Annotated in this window: 19 protein-coding genes; 12 read left to right on the top strand and 7 right to left on the bottom strand. The window is 76.3% G+C overall.

Going from position 1 to position 20,672, the window contains the following annotated elements; genetic code table 11:
* Positions 1–133: 133 nt before the first annotated feature.
* Positions 134–1,168 (top strand): PDDEXK family nuclease, encoded by a 1,035-nt coding sequence (locus tag H9657_RS04600; RefSeq protein ID WP_191780830.1) that lies wholly within the window; start codon positions 134–136, stop codon positions 1,166–1,168.
* A 31-nt stretch (positions 1,169–1,199) separates the two neighbouring features.
* Here the strand turns inward: H9657_RS04600 and H9657_RS04605 are convergent, their stop codons facing one another.
* Both H9657_RS04605 and glgX read right to left on the bottom strand, forming a co-directional pair.
* Positions 1,200–2,855, bottom strand: coding sequence for an FAD-binding dehydrogenase (locus tag H9657_RS04605; protein WP_191780832.1), 1,656 nt, complete (start codon positions 2,853–2,855; stop codon positions 1,200–1,202).
* Positions 2,856–2,888: 33 nt separating this feature from the next.
* Positions 2,889–5,096: a glycogen debranching protein GlgX gene (glgX, locus tag H9657_RS04610; RefSeq protein ID WP_318241291.1), complete on the bottom strand. Its 2,208-nt coding sequence runs from the start codon at positions 5,094–5,096 to the stop codon at positions 2,889–2,891.
* 103 nt (positions 5,097–5,199) lie between these two features.
* On the opposite strand from glgX, the gene H9657_RS04615 reads away from it, so the two are divergent.
* Complete coding sequence (locus H9657_RS04615) at positions 5,200–5,994, top strand: electron transfer flavoprotein subunit beta/FixA family protein (RefSeq protein ID WP_191780837.1); 795 nt, start codon at positions 5,200–5,202, stop codon at positions 5,992–5,994.
* A 48-nt stretch (positions 5,995–6,042) separates the two neighbouring features.
* Positions 6,043–7,023: an electron transfer flavoprotein subunit alpha/FixB family protein gene (locus tag H9657_RS04620; protein ID WP_191780839.1), complete on the top strand. Its 981-nt coding sequence runs from the start codon at positions 6,043–6,045 to the stop codon at positions 7,021–7,023.
* A 30-nt stretch (positions 7,024–7,053) separates the two neighbouring features.
* On the opposite strand, the gene H9657_RS04625 is transcribed toward H9657_RS04620, so the two are convergent.
* Positions 7,054–8,046, bottom strand: a complete 993-nt coding sequence (locus H9657_RS04625) for a phosphotransferase family protein (RefSeq protein ID WP_191780841.1) — start codon at positions 8,044–8,046, stop codon at positions 7,054–7,056.
* 185 nt (positions 8,047–8,231) lie between these two features.
* On the opposite strand from H9657_RS04625, the gene H9657_RS04630 reads away from it, so the two are divergent.
* Genes H9657_RS04630 through H9657_RS04650 form a run of 5 tightly spaced genes read left to right on the top strand, consistent with a single transcriptional unit; the run spans position 8,232 to position 13,309 of the window.
* Positions 8,232–9,383 carry a cysteine desulfurase family protein gene (locus tag H9657_RS04630; RefSeq protein WP_225214685.1) on the top strand — a complete coding sequence of 384 codons (1,152 nt, stop codon included), beginning with the start codon at positions 8,232–8,234 and terminating at the stop codon, positions 9,381–9,383.
* Entirely contained in the window at positions 9,383–10,528 is a 1,146-nt protein-coding gene (mnmA, locus tag H9657_RS04635; protein WP_191780845.1) for a tRNA 2-thiouridine(34) synthase MnmA, read from the top strand. Before H9657_RS04630 ends, mnmA begins: the two co-directional genes overlap by 1 nt.
* A complete protein-coding gene (locus H9657_RS04640) occupies positions 10,525–11,544 on the top strand; it encodes a uroporphyrinogen decarboxylase/cobalamine-independent methonine synthase family protein (RefSeq protein ID WP_191780847.1) in 1,020 nt (339 codons plus the stop codon). The genes mnmA and H9657_RS04640 overlap by 4 nt, the downstream gene beginning before the upstream one ends.
* Complete coding sequence (locus H9657_RS04645) at positions 11,541–11,981, top strand: hypothetical protein (protein WP_191780849.1); 441 nt, start codon at positions 11,541–11,543, stop codon at positions 11,979–11,981. Before H9657_RS04640 ends, H9657_RS04645 begins: the two co-directional genes overlap by 4 nt.
* An 8-nt stretch (positions 11,982–11,989) precedes the next feature.
* The gene (locus tag H9657_RS04650; protein ID WP_191780851.1) at positions 11,990–13,309 is read left to right on the top strand and encodes a hypothetical protein; all 1,320 of its coding nucleotides are present in this window, start codon (positions 11,990–11,992) and stop codon (positions 13,307–13,309) included.
* Here the strand turns inward: H9657_RS04650 and H9657_RS04655 are convergent.
* Genes H9657_RS04655 through H9657_RS04665 form a run of 3 tightly spaced genes read right to left on the bottom strand, consistent with a single transcriptional unit; the run spans position 13,306 to position 15,325 of the window.
* Positions 13,306–13,974, bottom strand: coding sequence for a hypothetical protein (locus H9657_RS04655; protein ID WP_191780853.1), 669 nt, complete (start codon positions 13,972–13,974; stop codon positions 13,306–13,308). The genes H9657_RS04650 and H9657_RS04655 overlap by 4 nt on opposite strands.
* Positions 13,971–14,651, bottom strand: coding sequence for a DUF4352 domain-containing protein (locus H9657_RS04660; RefSeq protein ID WP_191780855.1), 681 nt, complete (start codon positions 14,649–14,651; stop codon positions 13,971–13,973). Before H9657_RS04660 ends, H9657_RS04655 begins: the two co-directional genes overlap by 4 nt.
* Positions 14,648–15,325 carry a hypothetical protein gene (locus tag H9657_RS04665; protein WP_191780857.1) on the bottom strand — a complete coding sequence of 226 codons (678 nt, stop codon included), beginning with the start codon at positions 15,323–15,325 and terminating at the stop codon, positions 14,648–14,650. Before H9657_RS04665 ends, H9657_RS04660 begins: the two co-directional genes overlap by 4 nt.
* 98 nt (positions 15,326–15,423) lie before the next feature.
* Here H9657_RS04665 and ligA point away from each other — a divergent pair, with 98 nt between their 5' ends.
* From ligA to H9657_RS04680, 3 genes are all read left to right on the top strand, one after another.
* Positions 15,424–17,853, top strand: a complete 2,430-nt coding sequence (gene ligA / locus H9657_RS04670) for an NAD-dependent DNA ligase LigA (protein ID WP_191780859.1) — start codon at positions 15,424–15,426, stop codon at positions 17,851–17,853.
* Entirely contained in the window at positions 17,850–19,118 is a 1,269-nt protein-coding gene (locus H9657_RS04675) for a GNAT family N-acetyltransferase (protein ID WP_318241292.1), read from the top strand. The genes ligA and H9657_RS04675 overlap by 4 nt, the downstream gene beginning before the upstream one ends.
* Before the next feature lie 61 nt (positions 19,119–19,179).
* Positions 19,180–19,602, top strand: a complete 423-nt coding sequence (locus H9657_RS04680) for a pilus assembly protein CpaE (protein WP_191780861.1) — start codon at positions 19,180–19,182, stop codon at positions 19,600–19,602.
* Here the strand turns inward: H9657_RS04680 and H9657_RS04685 are convergent.
* Positions 19,574–20,314, bottom strand: coding sequence for a hypothetical protein (locus tag H9657_RS04685; protein ID WP_191780863.1), 741 nt, complete (start codon positions 20,312–20,314; stop codon positions 19,574–19,576). The two genes, H9657_RS04680 and H9657_RS04685, sit on opposite strands and share 29 nt — an antisense overlap.
* A gap of 61 nt (positions 20,315–20,375) precedes the next feature.
* On the opposite strand from H9657_RS04685, the gene gatC reads away from it, so the two are divergent.
* Positions 20,376–20,672 (top strand): Asp-tRNA(Asn)/Glu-tRNA(Gln) amidotransferase subunit GatC, encoded by a 297-nt coding sequence (gatC, locus tag H9657_RS04690; protein ID WP_191780865.1) that lies wholly within the window; start codon positions 20,376–20,378, stop codon positions 20,670–20,672.

Consider the following 20,672-nt stretch of genomic DNA (forward strand, 5'->3'; position numbering starts at 1 on the left):
AGCGGAAGAAGGCCGCGTTCGACGGAGGGTCACCTCCTTCCGCGAGCCGACCACAGCTCGGGTGAGTGCGGCCGTGTCCACAGGCGGCTGGGCGGCGCGGTCCGTGGGCTCTCCGGGGCGCTGGGATGGTGCGGTGCGCCGCCCCGGACCGGTCCCCGACGCGCTGCTGCAGCTCGCCCGCGTGCAGGAGGGGCTCGTGTCGACGCAGCAGTGCGACGCCGCAGGCCTGGGGCGGCACCGGCGGGCGACCCTGCGGGCGGGCGGTGTCCTCCTGCCCGTCGTCCGTGGTGTGCACGACCTCGCGGCCGAGGTGGAGCGACGGTGGGGCCCTGACGTCTTCGGCGCACCGCCGCCGACGTCGGTGACGCCGCGGGCCGCGGTCCGTCGTGACCCCGACCATCTCCGACGGCGGTCCGCCTGGACGGCGCTGCTCATGCTCGGGCCGGGCGAGGCCGTCGCGGTCGGTGCATGTGCTCTCGCGCTCCACGGTGTGCACGGCCTGCCTCGCGACATCCGGCCGGAGGCCGCCCTGGAGCCGGCCGGTGGGCGGGACCCGCGCGCTGCCGCGCGGGTCCGTCGGTTCCGGGTGGGCGACGTCCGGACCGTTCGCGGCGCGCGTGTCGTCGCTCCCGATGTGGCCCTGGCGCAGGCCGTGTGCGAGCTCTCGCGTGAGCACGCGGTCGCCGTGCTCGACTCCGCCGTCCAGCAACGACTGGTGGCGCCGGACCTCGGTTCGGTGCGCGCGCTCGCACGTGGTCGGCGGGGCGCCGCACGGGCCGCCGACTGGTGGCCGCTGGTCGACGGTCGTGCGCAGTCACCGCTCGAGACGCGCGCCCGTCTGCAGTGCGTCGACCTCGGCATCCCGCCGGACGGGATCCAGGTCGCGGTGCACGACCCCCGGGGGCGTGTCGTCGCGCGTGGTGATCTCGGGTGGCGTCTTCCCGACCGGCGGCTGCTCGTCGTCGAGATCGACGGTGCCGGCCCGCACTCGACCCCCGCGGCGCTGTTCCGTGACCGCGCACGGCAGAACGCCGTCGTCGCGTCGGGTGCGCTGCTCCTGCGCTTCACGGCCGCCGACGTACACGACCACCGGGTCGCCCCGGAGATACGCCACCACCTGGCCGCCGCCCACCGTCGAGCGCGGGGTTCTGCCGCTTCCGGTGGCTGATGGGCGGCAGAAGTCCGCGTTCGGCGGAGGGTCAGAGGGTGTCGGCGAGGGCGCGGCCCGTGACGCGGCCCGTGTGGAGGCAGCCCGCGAGGAACGTGCCCTCCAGCGCGCGGTGGCCGTGGACGCCACCACCGCCGAAGCCGGAGGCCTCGCCGACGGCCCACAGCCCGGGCAGCACCTCGCCGTCGGGGCGCAGGACGCGTCCCTCGAGGTCGGTCGCCAGCCCGCCGAGGGTCTTGCGCGTGAGCACCGACAGGCGGATCGCGTACAGCGGCCCGTGCGCGGGGTCGAGGAGCCGGTGCGGCGGTGCGACGCGGATCGCCCGGTCGACGACGTAGCGCCGGGCCATCGCCGTCGCCGTGACCTGCAGGTCCTTGCCCAGTCCCGTCGAGACCTGGGCGTCGCGCGCGGCGATCGTGCGGGCGAGCGCGTCGGCGTCGATCCGCGACGTCCCCGTCAGCGCGTTCATGCCGGCGGCCAGCTCGGCCGGCGTCGTCGCGGCGACGAACTCGGGGGACCGTTGCGCGAACGTCTCGACGGGCCCGACGGCGTCGCGGCGCACCCGCTGCAGCAGGAGCCGCACGTCGCGGCCCGTCAGGTCCGGGTTCTGCTCCGAGCCGGACAGCGCGAGCTCCTTGCCGAGGATGGTGCGGTCGAGGACGAACCACGAGTGGTCGTCGCCGCGCGACGTGACGTGCTGCAGCGCACCGAGCGAGTCGAAGCCGGGAAACAGGGGGACGGGCAGGCGCCGCCCGTCGGCGTCGAGCCACAGCGGGCTGGGACCGGGCAGGATCCGGATGCCGTGGTCGGTCCACACCGGCGAGTGGTTCGCGATGCCCTCGGGGTAGTGCCACATCCTGCCCGCGTGCGCGACGTGCGCACCGGCGCCCCGCGCGGCCTCGATCCCGGAGCCGTCGACGTGGTCCGGGACGCCCGAGAGCATCCGGTCCGGCAGCCGCCCGGCGGTCGGCGGCCAGGCCGCGCGGACCAGCGCGTGGTTGGCGCCGATGCCGCCCGTCGCGACGACGACCGCCGGCGCGTCGACCTCGAACGTGCGCACGGCTTCGCGCGACGACGGCGCGCCCCGCTCGGCGGCGTCGGGTGCGAGGACGTCACCCCGCACGCCGCTCACGCGTCCGTCGGTGGTCGTCAGCGCCGTGACGCGGTGCCGGAACCGCACCTCGACGCGTCCGTCGCGGTGCGCCGCCAGCAGGGACCGCACGAACGGCTCGAGCAGCCCGGGGCCCGTGCCCCACGTGACGTGGAAGCGCGGCACGGAGTTGCCGTGCCCGTCGGCGAGGTACCCGCCGCGCTCGGCCCACTGCACGAGCGGGAACCAGCGCACGCCCTGGCGGTGCAGCCACGGTCGCAGCCCTCCGGCGGCGAACTCGACGAAGCCCTCGGCCCACGCGCGGCCCCACCGGTCGGAGCCGTCGTCCGCGAACGCGGCGGACCCGAGCCAGTCGGCCAGCGCGAGCTCCGCGCTGTCCCGCACGCCCAGGCGGCGCTGCTCGGGGGAGCCGACGAGGAACAGGCCGCCGAACGACCACCACGCCTGACCGCCCAGGCTCGCGGCCGGCTCGGCGTCCAGGAGCAGCACGCGGCGGCCGGCCGCGACCAGCTCGGCGGTGGTGACCAGGCCCGCGAGCCCGGCGCCGACGACCACGACGTCGTGGGTGTGCGTCATGCGCGCACGCTACCCGCCGGGTACCACGTGGCGTCAGGGCCGGACGTACACCCGCATGCTCAGCGGCTCGATGGTCGCCATGGTGCCCACCGCCTGGTGCAGGCCGCCGGAGATCGCGGCCGTCGACACCTCCGACGGGCGCTCCCACACCGAGTCCCACGCGAGCGTCCAGGGCTCGCCGGCACCGCCCGCGAGCTCCACGGGCACGGCGTCCAGCGCACCGTTCACGACCAGCAGCACCTGGTCGTCGTCCGGCGGGGCCGCGGACCGCAGCATCTGGAAGGTGCGGATCCCCGCGTCGTGCCAGCGCGCGTGGTCGAACGGCGTGCCGTCCGGGCAGTACCAGCCGAGGTCGGGCGGCGCCCCGTCGGTGCGCGGACGCCCGGTGTAGAAGGTGCTCGTGCGCAGCGCCGGGTGGTCCCGCCGCAGCGCGAGCAGGTGCCGGGCGGTCGCGAGCAGGTCGGTGCGCCACGGCGAGAGGTCCCACGAGACCCAGGAGATCTCGTTGTCCTGGCAGTACGCGTTGTTGTTGCCGCGCTGGGTCCGCCCCGTCTCGTCGCCCGCCGTGATCATGGGCGTGCCCGTCGCGAGCACGAGGGTCGCGAACAGGTTGCGGATCGAGCGGCGCCGCAGGGGCACGATGTCGGCGGCCGGGGAGTCGCGCTGCACCGGTCCCTCGACGCCGTGGTTCCACGACCGGTTGTCGTCCGAGCCGTCGCGGTTCTGCTCGCCGTTGGCGGCGTTGTGCTTGTGCTCGTACGCGACGAGGTCGGCCAGCGTGAACCCGTCGTGGGCGGTGACGTAGTTGACCGACGCGTACGGGCCGCGACCGAGCGGCGGCGTGCCGTGCCCGAACAGGTCGACCGATCCCGCCAGCCGCGTCGCGAGGTCCCGGACGCGGTGGCCGGGCAGGCCGTGGGCGGCGCGGCCCGGGTCGGCGAGCCAGAACGAGCGGACCGCGTTGCGGAACCGGTCGTTCCACTCCGCGAACGGCGCCGGGAACTGCCCGGTGCGCCACCCGCCCGGTCCCACGTCCCACGGCTCGGCGACGAGCTTGAGGCCGGCGAGCGACGGGTCGGTCGCGGCGGCGACGAGCGTCGCGTGGTCCTGCCGGAACCCGTCGGTGCTCCGGCCCAGCGTGACGGCGAGGTCGAAGCGGAAGCCGTCGACCCCGACGACGTCCGCCCAGTACCGCAGCGAGTCCAGCGTCATGGCCACGACGCCCGTGCGGCGGAAGTCGAGCGTGTTGCCCGTCCCCGTCACGTCGGCGAGCGTCGCGGGCACGCCGCCGTCGTGCGCGTAGTAGTAGGCGTCGTCCAGGCCGCGCCACGACACGTGCTGACCCGGCAGCCCGCCCTCGCACGTGTGGTTGTAGACGACGTCGAGCAGGACCTCGAGGCCGGCCTCGTGCAGCGCGTGCACGGTCGCGCGCAGCTCGTCCAGCACCGCGGCCGGGCCTGCCGCGCGCGCGGCGGCCGTCGCGTACGCGGCATGCGGCGCGAAGAAGCCGAGCGTCGAGTAGCCCCAGTAGTTCGTCAGCCCCTTGTCGACCAGGTGCGTCTCGGACGTGAAGGCGTGCACGGGAAGCAGCTCGACCGCGGTGACGCCCAGGCTCAGCAGGTGGGCGACCACGGCCGGGTGCGCGAGCCCCGCGTACGTGCCGCGCAGCTCGGGCGGGAGGTCGGGATGCAGGCGGGTCAGGCCCTTGGCGTGCGCCTCGTAGACGACCGTGCGCGACCACGGGGTCCACGGCCGGTTGGCGGCGGGGTCCGGGCCGGGCAGGTCGCGCGTGTCCACCACCACGCCGTGGGGGACGTGGCCTGCGGAGTCGCGGTCGTCGCGCGGCCCGTACGGGTCGCCGACCAGGTCGTCGCCGACGACGTGGCCGTAGGTCTCGGGGCCGTAGCCCAGCTCCCCGACCAGGCCGCGGGCGTACGGGTCGACCAGCAGCTTCGCCGGGTTGTACCGCAGCCCGTACGCGGGCTCCCACGGGCCGTCCGCGCGCAGGCCGTAGCGCTGTCCGGGTCGGACGCCGGGGACGGACGCCGACCACACCCCCAGGTGCGGCCCGGACAGCGGCACGCGACGCTCGGTGGGGGCGTCGAGCGGGCCGTCGAGCAGGCACAGCTCGACCGCCGCGGCGTGGGGAGCGAGCACCGCGACGTCGATCCCCGCGTCCGTGACGTGGACGCCGAGGCGGTGGGGGCCCCGGTGCGGTGGGGTCGTGACGGAGTCGCTCACACCTCCATGGTGCCAGGACGCACGTCCGAGTCGTGTCACGGGTGTTTCCACCAGGCGAACACCCCGCGCGGGTTGGCGCGGTACGGACGGTAACGTTCGCAGGGTGAGGATCGTCGTCTGCGTGAAGTTCGTCCCCGACATCCAGTCCGACCGGCAGCTCGGTCCCGACGGGCGCGTCGTGCGCGACGGCGGTGACGGCACCCTCAACGAGCTCGATGAGAACGCCGTCGAGGCCGCGCTGGCGCTCGCCGAGGAGCACGACGGGCAGGTGGTCGTGCTGACGGTGGGCCCCGACGACGCGGTCGACGCGGTCCGCAAGGGCCTGCAGATGGGCGCCGACGAGGCCGTGCACGTCCTCGACGACGCCGTCGCCGGCTCGGACGCCGTCGGGACCGCGACGGTGCTCGCGGCCGCGATCCGACACCTGTCGTCGGACGCGCCGGTCGACCTCGTGATCACGGGCATGGCGGGCCTCGACGGGCTCACGTCGCTGCTGCCGACCGCGATCGCCGAGGTGCTCGACCTGCCGGCCCTGCCGCTCGCGTCGACCCTCACGGTCGACCCGGTGGCGCGCACCGCGACCGTCACGCGCCGGCTCGACCACGCGACGGAGACCCTGACCGCCGAGCTGCCCGCCCTGGTGTCGGTCACCGACGGGCTCAACGATCCGCGCTACCCGAACTTCAAGGGCATCATGGCCGCCCGCAAGAAGCCGGTGACGACGCTGACGCTCGCGGACCTCGGTGTCGACCCCGCGACCGTCGGCACGGCGGGTGCCCGGACCCAGGTGCTCGAGGCCGCGCCCCGACCGCCGCGCGAGGACCGTGTCCTCGTCACCGACACGGGTGACGCCGGTGCCCGGCTCGCCGCCTGGCTCGTCGAGCGCAAGCTCGTCTGACGCCGGCCCGACCCACCCCGACTGCTCGCACCCTCCCGGAGGACCGTCGTGACCGCCACCCCCGTGCTCGTCCTGCTCGACCACGCGCCCGACGGGTCCCTGCGCCCGCCGGTCCGTGAGCTGCTGACCCTGGCGCGCGACCTCGCGGGCGACGCGGGGGTGCACGGCGTGTGGGCCGGCGACGAGGACCTCGCGCCCGCGCTGCCCGTGCTCGCCGCCCAGGGCGTGACGACCGTCCACCGGCTCGTCACCGACGCCGACGTCCACCTCTCGGCCGTGCTGGCCGACGGCCTGGAGGCGGCGAGCGCCGCCTCGGGCGCCTCGCTGCTCCTGCTCGTGTCGTCGTTCGACAACAAGGAGGCGGCCGCCCGCCTCGCGGTGCGCACCGGTGCGGGCGTCGTGACGGACGTCGACGGGCTGACGCTCGAGGACGGGCGTGTCGTCGCGCACAAGACGGTCCTCGCCGGCACGTGGACCACGCGGTGCGCCGTGACGGCGCCGCACGCGGTCGTGACGGTCAAGGCCAACGCGGTGGCCGCGCAGGACGCCGCCGCGCCGTCGTCGCCGCAGGTGGTCGACCTCCCCGTCGAGCCCCGCGCCGGCTCGACGCGCGTGCGGCTCGTCGAGCGGACCGAGCACGCCGCGTCCGGGCGTCCCGACCTCGGGTCGGCGAACGTCGTGGTCGTCGGCGGGCGCGGCACCGAGGGCGACTTCGCCGCCGTCGAGGAGCTCGCGGACGTGCTCGGGGGTGCGGTCGGCGCCACGCGCGTCGCCACCGACGAGGGCTGGATCGGCCACGACGCGCAGATCGGCCAGACGGGCGTCACGGTGTCGCCGCGGCTCTACGTGGGCGCCGGTGTCTCCGGGGCCGTGCACCACCGCGGCGGCATGCAGGCGTCGGGGACGATCGTGGCCGTCAACTCCGACCCCGACGCGCCCATCTTCGAGATCGCCGACTTCGGCGTCGTGGGTGACCTGTTCACCGTGCTGCCGCAGGCCGCGGCCGAGCTGCGCAGGCTGCGCGGCTAGCGGGGCCGGGGGTGTCCCCGGCCGGTCGCGTCAGGTCAGGTCGCGCAGCCAGCGCAGCGTCGCACCGGCCTGGGCCGCCTGGAACGCGCGCAGGTTGGGGATGCCGGTGGGTGCCGGCTGACCCGACGACCACGCGAAGTAGCCGGCGAGCCCCGCGAGAGCGGCGCGCAGGTCGTCCGTGCTGACGCCCTCGGACGCCTCGCTGTTGGAGAAGAGCCAGGCCGGGTCGCCCGCACCGCCCTGCAGCGCGACGCTCGGCAGCATGAAGGCCAGGTCGATCCACGGCGCGCCGACGCTCGCGTGCGGCCAGTCGATCAGCCAGACCCGGTCGTGGCCGTCCTCGATCATGACGTTGTCGGCGCGCAGGTCGCCGTGCACGAGGGTGTCGCCGGCGAGGACGCGCGGCGACTCCTGCTCCCACCGGGCGAGGTCGTCGAGGTGCTCGACCGCCCACCGGCCCGGCTCGTCGACCAGCTCGGCGACGCGCTCGCGCTGCTCGGGCGTGGCCTGCAGCATCGAGCGCCAGCCCGTGAAGTCGTCACGCAGGAGGTCCTCGGTGCGCGGCAGCGCGTGCCCCGGCGTGGGTGTGCAGCGCGCGAGGTCGTCGAGCGCCGCCAGCACGAGGGCGAGGTCGTCGGCACGCCAGGGCAGCTCGGGGGAGCGGCCGTGCACGGCGTCGAACCCGAGCAGGACCCAGTCGCCGTCGTCGTCCCACCACCGCAGCGCGGGTGCGGGGACGCCCGGGGGCAGCGCGTGCGACGCGCGGATCTCGGCGCGGGCGAGCTCGGGCGAGTGCGGGTTCTGGTCGGTCGACACGGCCTTGACGAAGACGGCGCGCCCGTCGGTGAGCTCCAGGACGGCGCAGAAACCGGGCGAGAAGCCGCTGGTCGCCGACATCTCGGCCGTCACGCGGGCGCCAGCCAGCGTCTCGATGCGCTCGCGCACCGTCCGGGGCAGGTCACGCCAGTCGAGCCGCTGACCGCCGAAGGCGAGCGGCAGCGCCATGACGTCGTCGGCACTCACGCCCTCATCCTGCCAGCATCCCGCCGCTGCCCGCGGCAATCGGGGCCTTCCCGGTGTGCGGGGGAGACGTGGAGGTACCCGTCGGAGCGCGTGCGCACGTCCCTGCGCGGACGCGTTCGTAGACTGTCGGTGTGAGCGCTCCCCCTCCCCGCGCGGTCTACCTCGACCACGCGGCCACGACGCCGATGCGCCCCGCGGCGCTCTCCGCGCTGACGGCGGCGCTCGCGCACACCGGCAACCCCTCCTCCCTGCACACCGCCGGCCGTGCCGCGCGGCGCACGGTCGAGGAGGCCCGGGAGCGGCTCGCCGCCGCGGTCGGTGCACGGCCCAGCGAGGTCGTGTGGACCGCGGGCGGCACCGAGGCCGACAACCTCGCGGTCAAGGGGCTCTTCTGGGCGCGGCGCACGGGCGACACCGCGCGCCGCCGTGTGGTCGTGTCGGCGGTCGAGCACCACGCCGTGCTGGACCCGGCGTTCTGGCTCGCGGAGCACGCCGGCGCGGAGCTCGTGCTGCTGCCCGTCGACCGCGACGGCGTCGTCGAGGTCGAGGCGCTGCGCGCCGAGCTCGAGGCGCACGCCGACACGGTGGCGCTCGTGTCGGTGATGTGGGCGAACAACGAGGTGGGTGCCCTCCAGCCGCTGGACGAGGTCGTGGCCCTCGCGCACCGCCACGGCGTGCCCGTGCACGCGGACGCGGTGCAGGCGGTCGGGCAGGTCCCCGTCGACCTCGCGGCCTGTGGTGTGGACGCCCTGACCCTCAGCGGGCACAAGGTCGGCGGGCCCGGCTCGACGGGCGCGCTGCTGGTGCGCCGCGGCCTCGAGCTCACGCCCGTGCTGCACGGTGGAGGGCAGGAGCGCGGCGTGCGGTCCGGCACGCTCGACCCGGCGCTGCTCGCGGCGTTCGCGGCCGCCGTCGACGAGGCGGTCGTCGAGCGCGAGACGCACGCCGCGCGTGTCGGTGCCCTGCGGGACGACCTCGTGCGGCGCGTGCTGGCGCAGGTCCCGGGTGCGACCCTGCGCGGTCCGGCCGACGCGGCGCGCCGGCTGCCCGGCAACGCGCACCTGACCTTCGCGGGCTGCGAGGGCGACTCGCTGCTGTACCTGCTCGACGCCGCGGGCGTCGAGGCGTCCACGGGTTCGGCGTGCCAGGCCGGGGTGCCGCGTCCGTCGCACGTCCTGCTGGCGATGGGGGTGGGGGAGGACGAGGCGCGCGGCGCGCTCCGGTTCTCCTTCGGCGCCACGTCGAGCGCCGACGACGTCGACGCGGCGGTCGCGGCCCTGCCCGGTGCGGTCGAGCGCGCCCGCGCGGCCGGCCTGTCGACGCTGGTGGGTGCCTGATGCGGGTGCTCGCGGCGATGTCCGGGGGCGTGGACTCGGCGGTCGCGGCCGCGCGCGCCGTGGACGCGGGGCACGACGTCGTCGGTGTGCACATGGCGCTGTCCCGCACGCCCGCGCAGGAGCGCAGCGGCTCGCGCGGGTGCTGCTCGATCGAGGACGCGTCCGACGCCCGCCGCGCGGCCGACGTGCTCGGCATCCCGTACTACGTGTGGGACATGTCGGAGCGGTTCGAGCGCACGGTCGTCGCGGACTTCCTCGCGGAGTACGCCGCGGGCCGCACACCCAACCCCTGCGTGCGGTGCAACGAGCACGTGAAGTTCGCCGCGCTGCTCGACAAGGCGCTGGCCCTGGGATTCGACGCGGTCTGCACGGGCCACTACGCGCGCGTCGTCGAGCGCGACGGCCGCCGCGAGCTGCACCGCGCCGCCGACACCGCCAAGGACCAGTCGTACGTGCTCGCCGTCATGGGTCCGCAGCGTCTCGCCCGCGCGGTCTTCCCGCTGGGCGACGTCGCGTCGAAGGCGGAGGTCCGGGCCGAGGCCGTGGCGCGCGGGCTGTCCGTGGCCGCCAAGCCTGACTCGTACGACATCTGCTTCGTCGCCGACGGCGACACCCAGGGCTTCCTGCGGCGGGCGCTCGGCGAGCAGCCCGGGGACATCGTCGACGAGACGGGCGAGGTCGTGGGGACGCACGACGGGGCGTACGCCTACACGGTCGGGCAGCGCCGCGGGCTCGCGCTGGGCCGGCCGGCACCCGACGGGCGTCCCCGGTACGTGCTGGCCGTCGAGCCGGTGCAGCGCCGCGTGGTCGTCGGACCGGCGCAGGCGCTGGACGTCGCGCACGTGCGCGGTGACGCCGCCGTGTGGTTCGGCGACGTCCCTGCGGTCGGCACGACGTGCACGGCGCAGGTCCGGGCGCACGGCGCGGACGTGCCGGCGCGCGTCCTGGCCGCCGACGCGGGCTCCGTGACGGTGGACGTCGCCGGGGCCGGGCTGCGCGGCGTCGCCGCCGGGCAGTCGCTCGTGCTGTACGACGGCACGCGGGTGCTCGGCCAGGCGACCGTGGCGGCCACGCGCGCCGCCTCCGAGGCGGTCGCCGACCCGGTGGCCGCCGGCCCGGTCCGCGCAGGGGAGGGTCACGCGTGACCGCCGTCAGCGGCGTCGGCCCCTGGCCCGGGACCGACGCGCTCGAGGCCGCGACCACCGTCGTCGGCGACCTCGTGGACACGCCCGACGAGGTCGACGGCCTGCCGTTCACGGTCCTGCTGCCCGCGCGCGGGCCGTGGGGCGACGCGACGGGCGCCGCGGTCGCGCTGGCCACGGACCTCCCGGCCGAGCTCGGCCCCCACGGCTGGAAGCTCGCCGACCGGCCGGGGCGGGACCTCGAGCGCGCGCGGGCGTTCGCCCGCGAGGACCTCGACGCGCTCGCCGTCGCCGCCCACGGCTACGAGGGCGGGCTGGTGGTCCCGGTGCTCGGGCCCTTCACGTTCGCCGCCCAGGTGTACCTGGCGCGCGGCGACAAGATCCTGTCGGACGCCGGTGCGCTGCGTGACGTCGTCGCGTCCGCAGCGGAGGGCGTCGCCGCGCGGGTCGCCGACGTGCGCCGCGTCGTACCCGGTGCCGACGTGCGCGTGCTGCTGCGCGAGCCGCTGCTCGCCCCGGTGCTGGCGGGTGCCGTGCCCGGGTTCTCCGGTCGGTCCCCGCTGCGGCGCGTCCCCGGCCCGGTCGTCGCCGAGGGGCTCGACGTGCTGGCCGACACCGTCCGTGCCGCCGGCGCCTCCGCCGTCGTGATGCACGGCGGCAGCGCCTGGTCCGCGCTCGCGGCCGTGCGCGCGTCGTCGCTCGACGGTGCCGCGCTCGCGGTCGGCGGGATCGGCGAGCGCGGCTGGGAGGAGGTCGCGGGTCTCGTCGAGGCGGGCAGGGCCCTGTGGGCCGAGCTGCCGCCGCAGGCGTCGTCGCAGTGCGCGGGGCCCGACGTCGCCGGGCAGGCCGACGTCCTGCTGCGGCCCTGGCGGACCCTGGGCCTGCCCGCCGCCGGCCTGCGCGACGTCGTGCTGCTCGCCGCCGCCCCGCCCGAGGGCGCCACCCCCGACCACGCGCGCGGTGCGCTCGCGGGCCTGGTGCGCGCCGCGGGCATCGTCGCGGAGAGGGCCGAGGGATGAGCGTCGTCGGACCGCCGACCCGCCGCCGCGGCCGCTCGCGCCGGCGCACGCTCGCGCTGCTCGTCGCCTCCGGGCTGGCTCTCGTCGGGGTCGTCGTGCTCGGGGTCGGGTGGGCCGGCATCGGCATCACGACCCTGCGGGCGTCCGCCGCGGGCGACGAGCCGTGCCTCGCGGCGTACGAGGTCGGGTCGGGCGTGGACATCCGGTACGAGCTGCTGCCGGCGCGGGCCGTGTGCGTGCGGGACGTCGACGGGACGCGGGAGGAGGTCGTCGTCGCGTCCGTGCCGACCGCCGTCACGGTCGGCGGGCTCGTCCTCGCGCTCGGCGGCGTCGCCGGGACGGTCGCGGCGCTGCTGCCCGCGCGCAGGACGCGCGACGCGGCTCCACCCGGCGCGGGCGGCCCGGTGGCCCCCGCACCGCCCGCCGGCACGCCATGATGTCGGCCGTGAGCGACGCACCCGTCACCGCCCCCGCACCGGCTCCCGGTCTGCGCGCCTGGTGGCGCGACGTGGGGTCGGTCGTCGCGGTCGGCGTCCGGCTGTGGGTGCGTGCGTGGCCGGTGCTGCTGTGCCTCGCGCTGCTCGCGGTCGCGGGGCGCCATGCCGCCGGCTGGGCGGCCGTCAACGTGGCGTCCGTCAACAGCACCCTGGGCTGGGCCGTGCTCGTCCTGGCGCCGCTGAGCATGGTGGCGGGCATCGTGGCGATGCTGCACGTGCTGCGGCGCGACCTGCCCGCGCTGGCGCGGATCGGGAGCGCGCGGGGGCCCGACGACGCGACGTCCGGGCGCGAGCGGGGGCTGCTCGACGTCCTCGCGTCGGTGTTCGTGCCGTTCCTCGCCCTGTACGCCTCCTACGGGCTGGTGGCCGAGGACAGGGCGCGGTTCCTCAACACCGCGGCGTACCGCGAGCTCGCCGAGGGCACCTGGTTGCTGGGGGAGTCGGCGGACTTCTCGTTCACGCAGCTGGCCACGGGCTGGACCCTGGTGGCCGTCGTCGTCGTCGCCGTCGTGCTCCGCTGGCTGCTCGGCCGGTGGGAGGGGCGCAGCCACCGTCGTGCGCTCGCCTTCGCGGGCGCGTACGTCGAGGCGTTCTGGCTCCTGGCCGTCGCGGCCTTCGCGACCGAGCTGCTCGACGGCCTGTGGCAGTGGGTCGAGAGCCGGCGCGCGGTGGCGATCGTCCTCGACGGGTGGCTGCGGCTGCTCGAGGCGCTGGGGCCGGTCGCCGGCCCGGTCGACACGGTCGTCGACGCGGCCGCGGGCGTGCTCGGCAACCTCGACGACCTCGTCGTCATCCCGCTCGCGTGGCTCACGGTGGGCGCGGTGGTCTACGGGCACAAGCTCGCCGACCTGCCGAAGCCCCGGCGACGCGTCCCGGCCGCGTGGCAGCGGGTGCCCGCCCCGGTCCGGCGCTGGACCACCGAGGCGGCCGCACCGGTGATCGGGGACGTGCGCGGACGGTTCACGGCGCTCGTCGGCGGGCTGCGCCGCCTCGCGGTCGCCGGGCTCGGGCCGATGCTCGTGTTCGCGCTGGCGTTCCTCGTCGCGACGCGGCTCGAGGAGGGCGTCCTGCTGCTCGGCCGTGCGGTCAGCGGGCCGCAGGACGTCGACACGTGGCTCGCGTTCGCGCCGGCGGTCGAGGCGGTGGCGACGGCCCTGGGCCTGACGGTGACGATGGCGCTGCTGGCGGCCGGTGTCGACCGCGTCCTCGCGGGTCAGGCGGACGCGGCGGAGCGCGCCGCCACGGTCGAGGCGGCGGACGCGACCTAGCCGCCGACGTCGAGGCGCACGTGCTGCGGCAGCTGCCACCACAGCACGACGTCGGTGACCTCGACGTCCTGCGGCACCACGACGACGGGCGACACCGACCACGTGGTGGGCCGCGGTGCCTGACCGGTCCCGTCCGGCGAGATCTCGTCGTCGAGGTCGCCGAGCGACGGCCACGGGCCGGTGGCGTCCTGCGGGACGCACGGCGACACCGGCTGCCAGGCGCCCCACGCCGAGGCCACGTAGTCGTAGCGGGTGCCGTCGGCGTCCCGCACGGCGAGGGAGCAGCCGACGAGCACGACGTCGGGGTCGGCGCTGAGCGTGAGGTCGACCCGGACGGCACGCGTGCCGGTGGGCAGCTCCATGCCGTCGGGCAGGGGCGCCGCGTCCGCGACACGGTCGAGGCCGACCTCGACGTCGAGCGGCACCGTGCCGCCGAGCCCGTCGCGGACGTCCTGGTGGAACTCGACCGTCGCGCCCGGCCCGGCCGCGGTCGGACGGCGCAGGTCCTGCTCCCACCACAGCGTGCGCACGCGGTCGCCGGACGCCACGAGCGTCAGCGCGAGGGCGACGGGCAGGGCGGCGAGCGCCCAGCCGTTGCGCCGCCACCAGCCGGGTGCGTGGACCGGTGCGGGTGCGGTCGGCGTCGCTGCGGGCGGGGTGCTCACGAGTCCTCCGGCGGCGCGTCGGACGGCGCGTGCGCGACGACCGGCGTGGTCTCCGCCGCCCACGCCTCGGCGTCGGCCTGCGTGAGGCCCAGCTCGACGTCGGCGACGTCGTCGCGTCGCTGGTCGTCGAGGTCCAGGCCCACGCGCAGGCGTGCTCCGGGGACGGCCTGCGGCGGGACCTCGACGCGCAGCGTCGCGTACCGCGGGACGCCGGGCTGCGTCGTGCCCGGGAGGAAGGAGGAGCGGCCGCTCGTGAACACCGTGTACGTGCGCCCGTCGCCGCCGTGCAGCTCGGCGAAACCGAGCGCGCGCGGCTGCCCCAGGGCCTCGATCGTCAGCGGCACCGTGAGCCACACGCCCGGCGTGGCCAGCAGGGTGCCGTCGTCGCCGTCGAGGACGGTCGAGCCCGTGGGCCGCCCGACGGTGAGGCGCGCGTACCTCAGGTCGACCGGCTCGCCGACCGTGGTGGTGCGCAGGAACGGTGCCTGCACGCGATCGTCGACGGGGAACGCCGTGACGACGACGTGGCCGACGGCGAGGGCCGCCAGCACCGCGGCACCGGCCGCCAGTGCCCGCGGGCGGGGTCGCCGCACGCGGGCAGGCGGCTGCTCGGGGACCGCCGGGCCTCCCGCGGCGCGGTCGTCGGATGACGCGGCGAGCGGCCCGGGCGTGCTCACGCGTCCTCCTCGGGAGCGTCGGAGACGGCCTCGCGCACGTCGAGCGCACCGCGCAGGACGGTCGTGGGGAAGCGCCACGCGGGGGTGGCGTCCATGGTGCCGCCGCGCCACACGTGCTGCTGCAGCTGCACGGCGGCCGTGGTCGGCGGCGCGGCCGACCCGTCCTGCTCGAAGAGGAACGCCGCCTCGTACGTCAGTCCCGGCTGCACGGGGCTCAGCGACGAGCCGTCGTCCAGGACCACGACCGACGTGGCCCTGACGCCGAGGTCGGAGGGCTCGGCCACGAGGCCGTCCACGCCGTCCAGGGTCAGCGCGTCGCGCAGCGTGACGCCCAGCAGGCCGGCGTCGCTCGTGTTGCGGACGGTCGCGACGACGCCGACCCAGCGGTTGGCGTCGTCGGACAGGTGCTGACCCGGCAGGTCGGTCGTCCACACGACGCGGTGCACGGTCAGCTCGAACGGCGCGAGGGCGACGGGCGTGCCGACGACGAGGGCCTCGGGACCGTCCTGCGTCTGCTCCTCGAGCCCGCCGAACGCCGCGGTGGCGGCGAGCAGCACGAGCGCGCCGAGGACCCCGATCCGCTGCAGCGGCTGGTCGAGCACCCGTCGGGCGACCTTGCTGCCGCCGGCGCGTGCGCGGGCACGCAGCTCGGGCGGGGCGGCGGGTCCGGGCACGCGCCGAGTGTAGGGGCGGGGCGACCGGGTGCGGCGACGTGCGTCACCCGCACGTGGCGCACGCGGTCCGTGTGGGTGCCGCACGCCATGATGAGGCTGTGAACGACGCGACCCCCGTGACCGACGAGCAGGACGTGCCGGCCGAGGCCCGGCACCGCTGGACGCAGCTGGCCGAGCAGATCCGCGCCGACCAGTTCGCCTACTACGTGCGCGACGCCCCCAGCTCGTCCGACGCCGAGTACGACGAGCGGATGCGTGAGCTCGAGCGGCTGGAGGACGCCCACCCGGGCCTGCGGACGCCCGACTCGCCCACGCAGCGCGTCGGCGGCACGTTCTCCACCGAGTTCACGGCGGTCGACCACGTCCAGCGCATGCTGTCGCTCGACAACGCGTTCTCGCGCGACGACCTGGCCGCGTGGGCGGACCGCGTGCACCGCGACCTGGAGAGCACCGCGCCGGTCGAGTACCTGTGCGAGCTGAAGATCGACGGGCTCGCGATCGCGCTGCTGTACGAGAACGGGCGGCTCGTCCGCGCCGCCACGCGGGGCGACGGGCGCACGGGCGAGGACGTGACGCTCAACGTCCGCACGATCTCGACGATCCCCGACGTGCTCGGCGGCGACCCCGCGACCCATCCCGACCTCATCGAGATCCGCGGCGAGGTGTTCCTGCCGGTCGAGGCCTTCCGCGAGCTCAACGAGGCCCAGGTGGCCGCGGGCAAGGCGCCGTTCGCGAACCCGCGCAACGCGGCCGCGGGCTCGCTGCGGCAGAAGGACCCGCGCGTCACGGCCTCGCGGCCGCTGCGCATGTACGCGCACGGCATCGGCGCGCTGACGTGGGGCGAGGGCCGCGGCATGGGCATCGAGCGGCAGTCGCAGGTGTACGACCTGCTGGCGGGCTGGGGCGTGCCGACGTCCACGCACACGCGCGTGGTCGCCGGGCTCGACGAGGTCTGGGAGCGCGTGACGTACTTCGGCGAGCACCGGCACGCCGTCGAGCACGAGATCGACGGCATCGTCGTCAAGGTCGACGACATCGCGCTGCAGCGCCGCCTGGGCGCGACGAGCCGCGCACCACGCTGGGCGATCGCGTACAAGTACCCGCCGGAGGAGGTCAACACGCGCCTGCTGTCGATCGAGCTGGGCATCGGCCGGACCGGTCGCGCGACGCCGTTCGCCGTCATGGCCCCCGTGCTCGTCGCCGGCAGCACCGTGCGGCAGGCGACGCTGCACAACCAGGACGTCGTGCGGGTCAAGGGCGTGCGCATCGGTGACATGGTGGTGCTGCGCAAGGCGGGCGACGTGATCCCGGAGATCGTAGGGCCCGCGCCGCAGGCGCCCGACGACGACGTGCCGCGCGTCGAGTGGCACATGCCCGCCGACTGCCCGGAGTGCGGCACGCCGCTGCGGCCCATGCGTGAGGGCGACGTGGACCTGCGGTGCCCGAACGCCCAGGGGTGCCCGGCGCAGGTGCGCGGGCGGCTCGAGCACATCGGGTCGCGCGGGGCGTTCGACATCGAGGTGCTCGGTGAGGTCACCGCGGCCGCGCTCACGCAGCCCGAGGTCCCCGCCACGCCGCCGGTCCCGAACGAGGCGTACCTCTTCGACCTCGTGGGCTACCCCGCGGACGCGTCGCCCGACGAGGTGGCGCGCGTGCGGACCGCGAGCCTCGCGCGGCTCGCCGAGGTCGAGGTCGTGGTCCGTGACGCCGAGACCGGGCTGCCCAAGGAAGACGCGGACGGCACCGTGCGCCGCCGCACGCCGTTCCGCCGCACGCTCAAGCACACCCGCGCGCAGCGCGCCGCGGCCGAGGCGGACGGCCGGACGCTGCCCGACTGGGAGCCGTCGGAGGCGGCGCGCACGCTGCTCGACCAGCTGGACCTGGCGAAGACCAAGGACCTGTGGCGCGCGATCGTGTCCCTGAGCATCCGCAACGTGGGGCCCACGGCCGCCCGGGCGCTCGCGCAGGAGTTCGGGTCGATGGCGGCGCTGCGTGCGGTCGTCGACCCGACGGTCCACGACGACGGCGGGTTCGACACCGCGGTCGCGGTGGCCCGTCTCGCCGGCGTCGAGGGCGTGGGACCGACGATCGCCCAGTCGCTCCTCGACTGGTTCGCCGAGCCGTGGCACCGCGAGATCGTCGACCGGTGGGCCGCCGCGGGCGTCGTGATGGCGGACGCCGCCGACGAGTCGACGCCCCGCACGCTCGAGGGCGTGACGGTGGTGGTCACGGGGAGCCTCGAGCGCTTCAGCCGCGACGGCGCGAAGGAGGCGATCCTCGCGCGGGGCGGCAAGGCGTCCGGCTCGGTGTCGAAGAAGACCGACTTCGTGGTCGTCGGCGAGAACGCCGGGTCCAAGGAGGCCAAGGCGCGCGAGCTCGGGCTCCGCATCCTCGACGAGGCGGGGTTCGAGACGCTGCTGGCTCAGGGTCCCGCCGGCGTCCCGGCGCCCGCCGAGCCGCCCGCCGGTGACGACGCGACCGGCGACGCGGGGGGCGAGGAGGCGAGCGGCCCGGGGGAGGACCGGTGAGCGGCGCTGCCGTGGGTGCGCCGACCGTGCGGCGTGCGACCGCGGCCGACCTCGCGCAGGTCGGCGCCGTGACCGCGCACGCCTACGTCGCCGACGGGCTCGTGGACGCGGACCACTGGTACGTCGACGAGCTGCGGGACGCGACCGCCCGGGCCGCGGCGGCCACGGTCCTGGTCGCCGTCGCGCCCGACGCGGGTGCGCCCGCCGGGCGCGTCGTCGGCAGCATCACCCTGGCCGAGGCCGGCTCGCCCTACGCCGAGGTCGCGCGCGACGGCGAGCTCGAGCTGCGGATGCTCGCGGTCGACCCCGCGGCCCGCCGGTCGGGCGTGGCCGAGGAGCTCGTCGGGGCGGCGCTGCGCGAGGCGGTCGGCCGCGGGGCGCGGGACGTCGTGCTCTCGACGCTCGGGACGATGCACGCGGCGCACCGCCTGTACGCGCGCCTCGGGTTCGTCGCCCGGCCGGAGCGCGACTGGACCGACGAGCTGACGATGCGTGTGCACACGTGGCGGGCGCCCGAGCCGCCGGCCGCCCTGACGGAGGCCGCGTCGTGGCCGCCACCGCGCGTGGTCGACGTCGACGGCTGGCGGGTCGGGCTGTCGGGGGGCGTCACGCGGCGCGCCGGCTCGACGCTCGCGCTGCGCGACGTCGACGACCTGCCGGGCGCGGTCGACCGCGTCGAGCGCCTCTACCGCGACGACGGGGCACCCGCCGTGTTCCGCGTCGGCGACCCCGGCAACCCCGCAGGGCTGGCGGCCGAGCTCGCGGCGCGCGGGTACACGGTCGCCGCCGTCACGGACGTCCTGGTGCGGGACCTGCCGGTCCCTGGCGCGGACGCGTCCGCGCGTGACCTGCGGGTCCGTGTCGCCGACGCCCCGGACGAGGCGTGGCTCGACCTGTGGCTCGACGGCAAGGGCGGTGCGCGCGAGCCGTCCCGCGCGATCGTCACGGGTGTGCCGGCCCTGTACCTCACCGCCACCGACGACGACGGCACGGACGTGGCCGTCATCCGGGCCGCGGTCGTCGAGGACTGGCTCGCGCTGTCCTGCCTGCAGGTCGTGCCGGCGGCGCGTCGGCGCGGGCTGGGACGCGCGCTCACGCTGCGGGCGCTCGCCGCGGCGGCGCAGCGCGGTGCCCACCGTGCGTTCCTCCAGGTCGAGGCCGACAACGTCGCGGCCCTCCGGCTGTACGGCGCGCTGGGGTTCCGTCCGGCGCACCGCTACGCCTACCGCGTGCAGCCCGGTGACCGCAGCGGCACCGGCTGCTGACCGACGTGGCGCGCAGCACGCCCGGGCGGCCGATCCGCTGCGCACGACCGATACTGGTCGCATGCTCTCGACGGACAACGCGGTGGCCCTGGAGGCCGCCGGGCTGCAGTGGCACCCACGCGCGGGCGACCGCTTCGTGATCCGCAGCGCCGACATGGCGGGTGAGGTCTTCACGATCTCCGAGATGGTCGTCGAGGCGCACGAGTACGAGACCGGCACGGTCCTGGGGTTCAACGGGACCACCGAGTGGGCCCTGGACTCGTTGCGCCAGGAGGACGCGCTGTGGCTGCCGCGCGAGGACCAGATGCGCGAGCTCCTCGGCGGCACGTTCCGCTCCCTCGCCCGGTCCACCGACGGGCGGTACCAGGTGCTCGTGGAGGTCGCCGGCCGGCCCGAGCGCGTCTTCACCGCCGACGACGCGGCCGACGCCTACGCCGAGGCGCTGCTCGCGCTCGTCAGCGCGGCGACGTCGCAGGTCGGCTGACCGCGGGCAGGTCCAGCGTCGCGATCTTCTGCCAGATCTTGGTCGACATGCCGCCCGTGACGTTCTCGACCGTGCTGACCGTGTCGAGCACGACCGCGTCGGTCGACTCCTCGGCGCACAGCGCGGCGGCCTTGGCCACGAGGCTCAGCAGCTCGGTGCAGTAGTCGAGGTAGGCGGCGAGGTCGTCGGCGTCCAGGCCGATGTCGACGGACTGCGACGTGGTGCGGAAGCCCGGGCGCAGGCGCTCGGGGTCCTTGGTGAGCTGGTGCATGTCGATGACGTGGGCGAGCGAGCGCAGGCGGTGCAGCCGGCGCAGGGTCGCCGCGCGCTGCAGCCGGGCCGGCACCGCGAGCAGGAACCACACCGCGATCCCGGCGAACACGGTGTCGTTGATGGCGCTCTCGAGGACGGGCAGCCACTCGAAGGCCCGCAGCGACGTCGCGGCCGCCACGGCGTCGCGCACGGCCATCACCAGGGCGAAGACCGTCGCGCCGACGACGAGCACGACGGCGACCAGCGACGCGACCCGGGCCGCGTGCTCGTGGCGCCGCGTGCGCGCCTCCTGCTCGCCGACCTCGCCCACGAGACCGGCGAGCTCCGCCGCGACGTGGCGCAGGTTGCGGTCGGGGAACCGGGCGGCGATGCGCGCGTGCAGCCGCTCGACGGTGGAGTGCACCGCCGCGGGGTCGAGGCGCTCGTAACGTCGGGTCACGGGCGTCACGGTAGCGGCCGGGCGGACAGGGGCCACCCGCCCGCGACTAGACTCACGGACCATGTCCACCCTCTCCCGCGACGAGGTCGCGCGCGTCGCCGTGCTCGCCCGGATCGACCTGACGCCGGCCGAGCTCGACCGGTTGGCGGGCGAGCTCGACGTCATCGTCGAGTCCGTCGCCCGCGTGTCCGAGGTCGCCACCCCGGACGTCCCCGCGACGAGCCACCCGCTGCCGCTGTCCAACGTGTTCCGTGCCGACGAGCCGGTCCCGCCCCTCGACCGCGACGAGGTGCTCGCCCAGGCCCCCGCGGCCCGGGACGGCAAGTTCCTCGTCCCGCAGATCCTCGGGGAGGAGTGA

Origin of the sequence: Cellulomonas avistercoris (assembly GCF_014836445.1) — a bacterium.
In the GTDB taxonomy this organism is placed as follows: Bacteria; Actinomycetota; Actinomycetes; order Actinomycetales; family Cellulomonadaceae; genus Cellulomonas; species Cellulomonas avistercoris.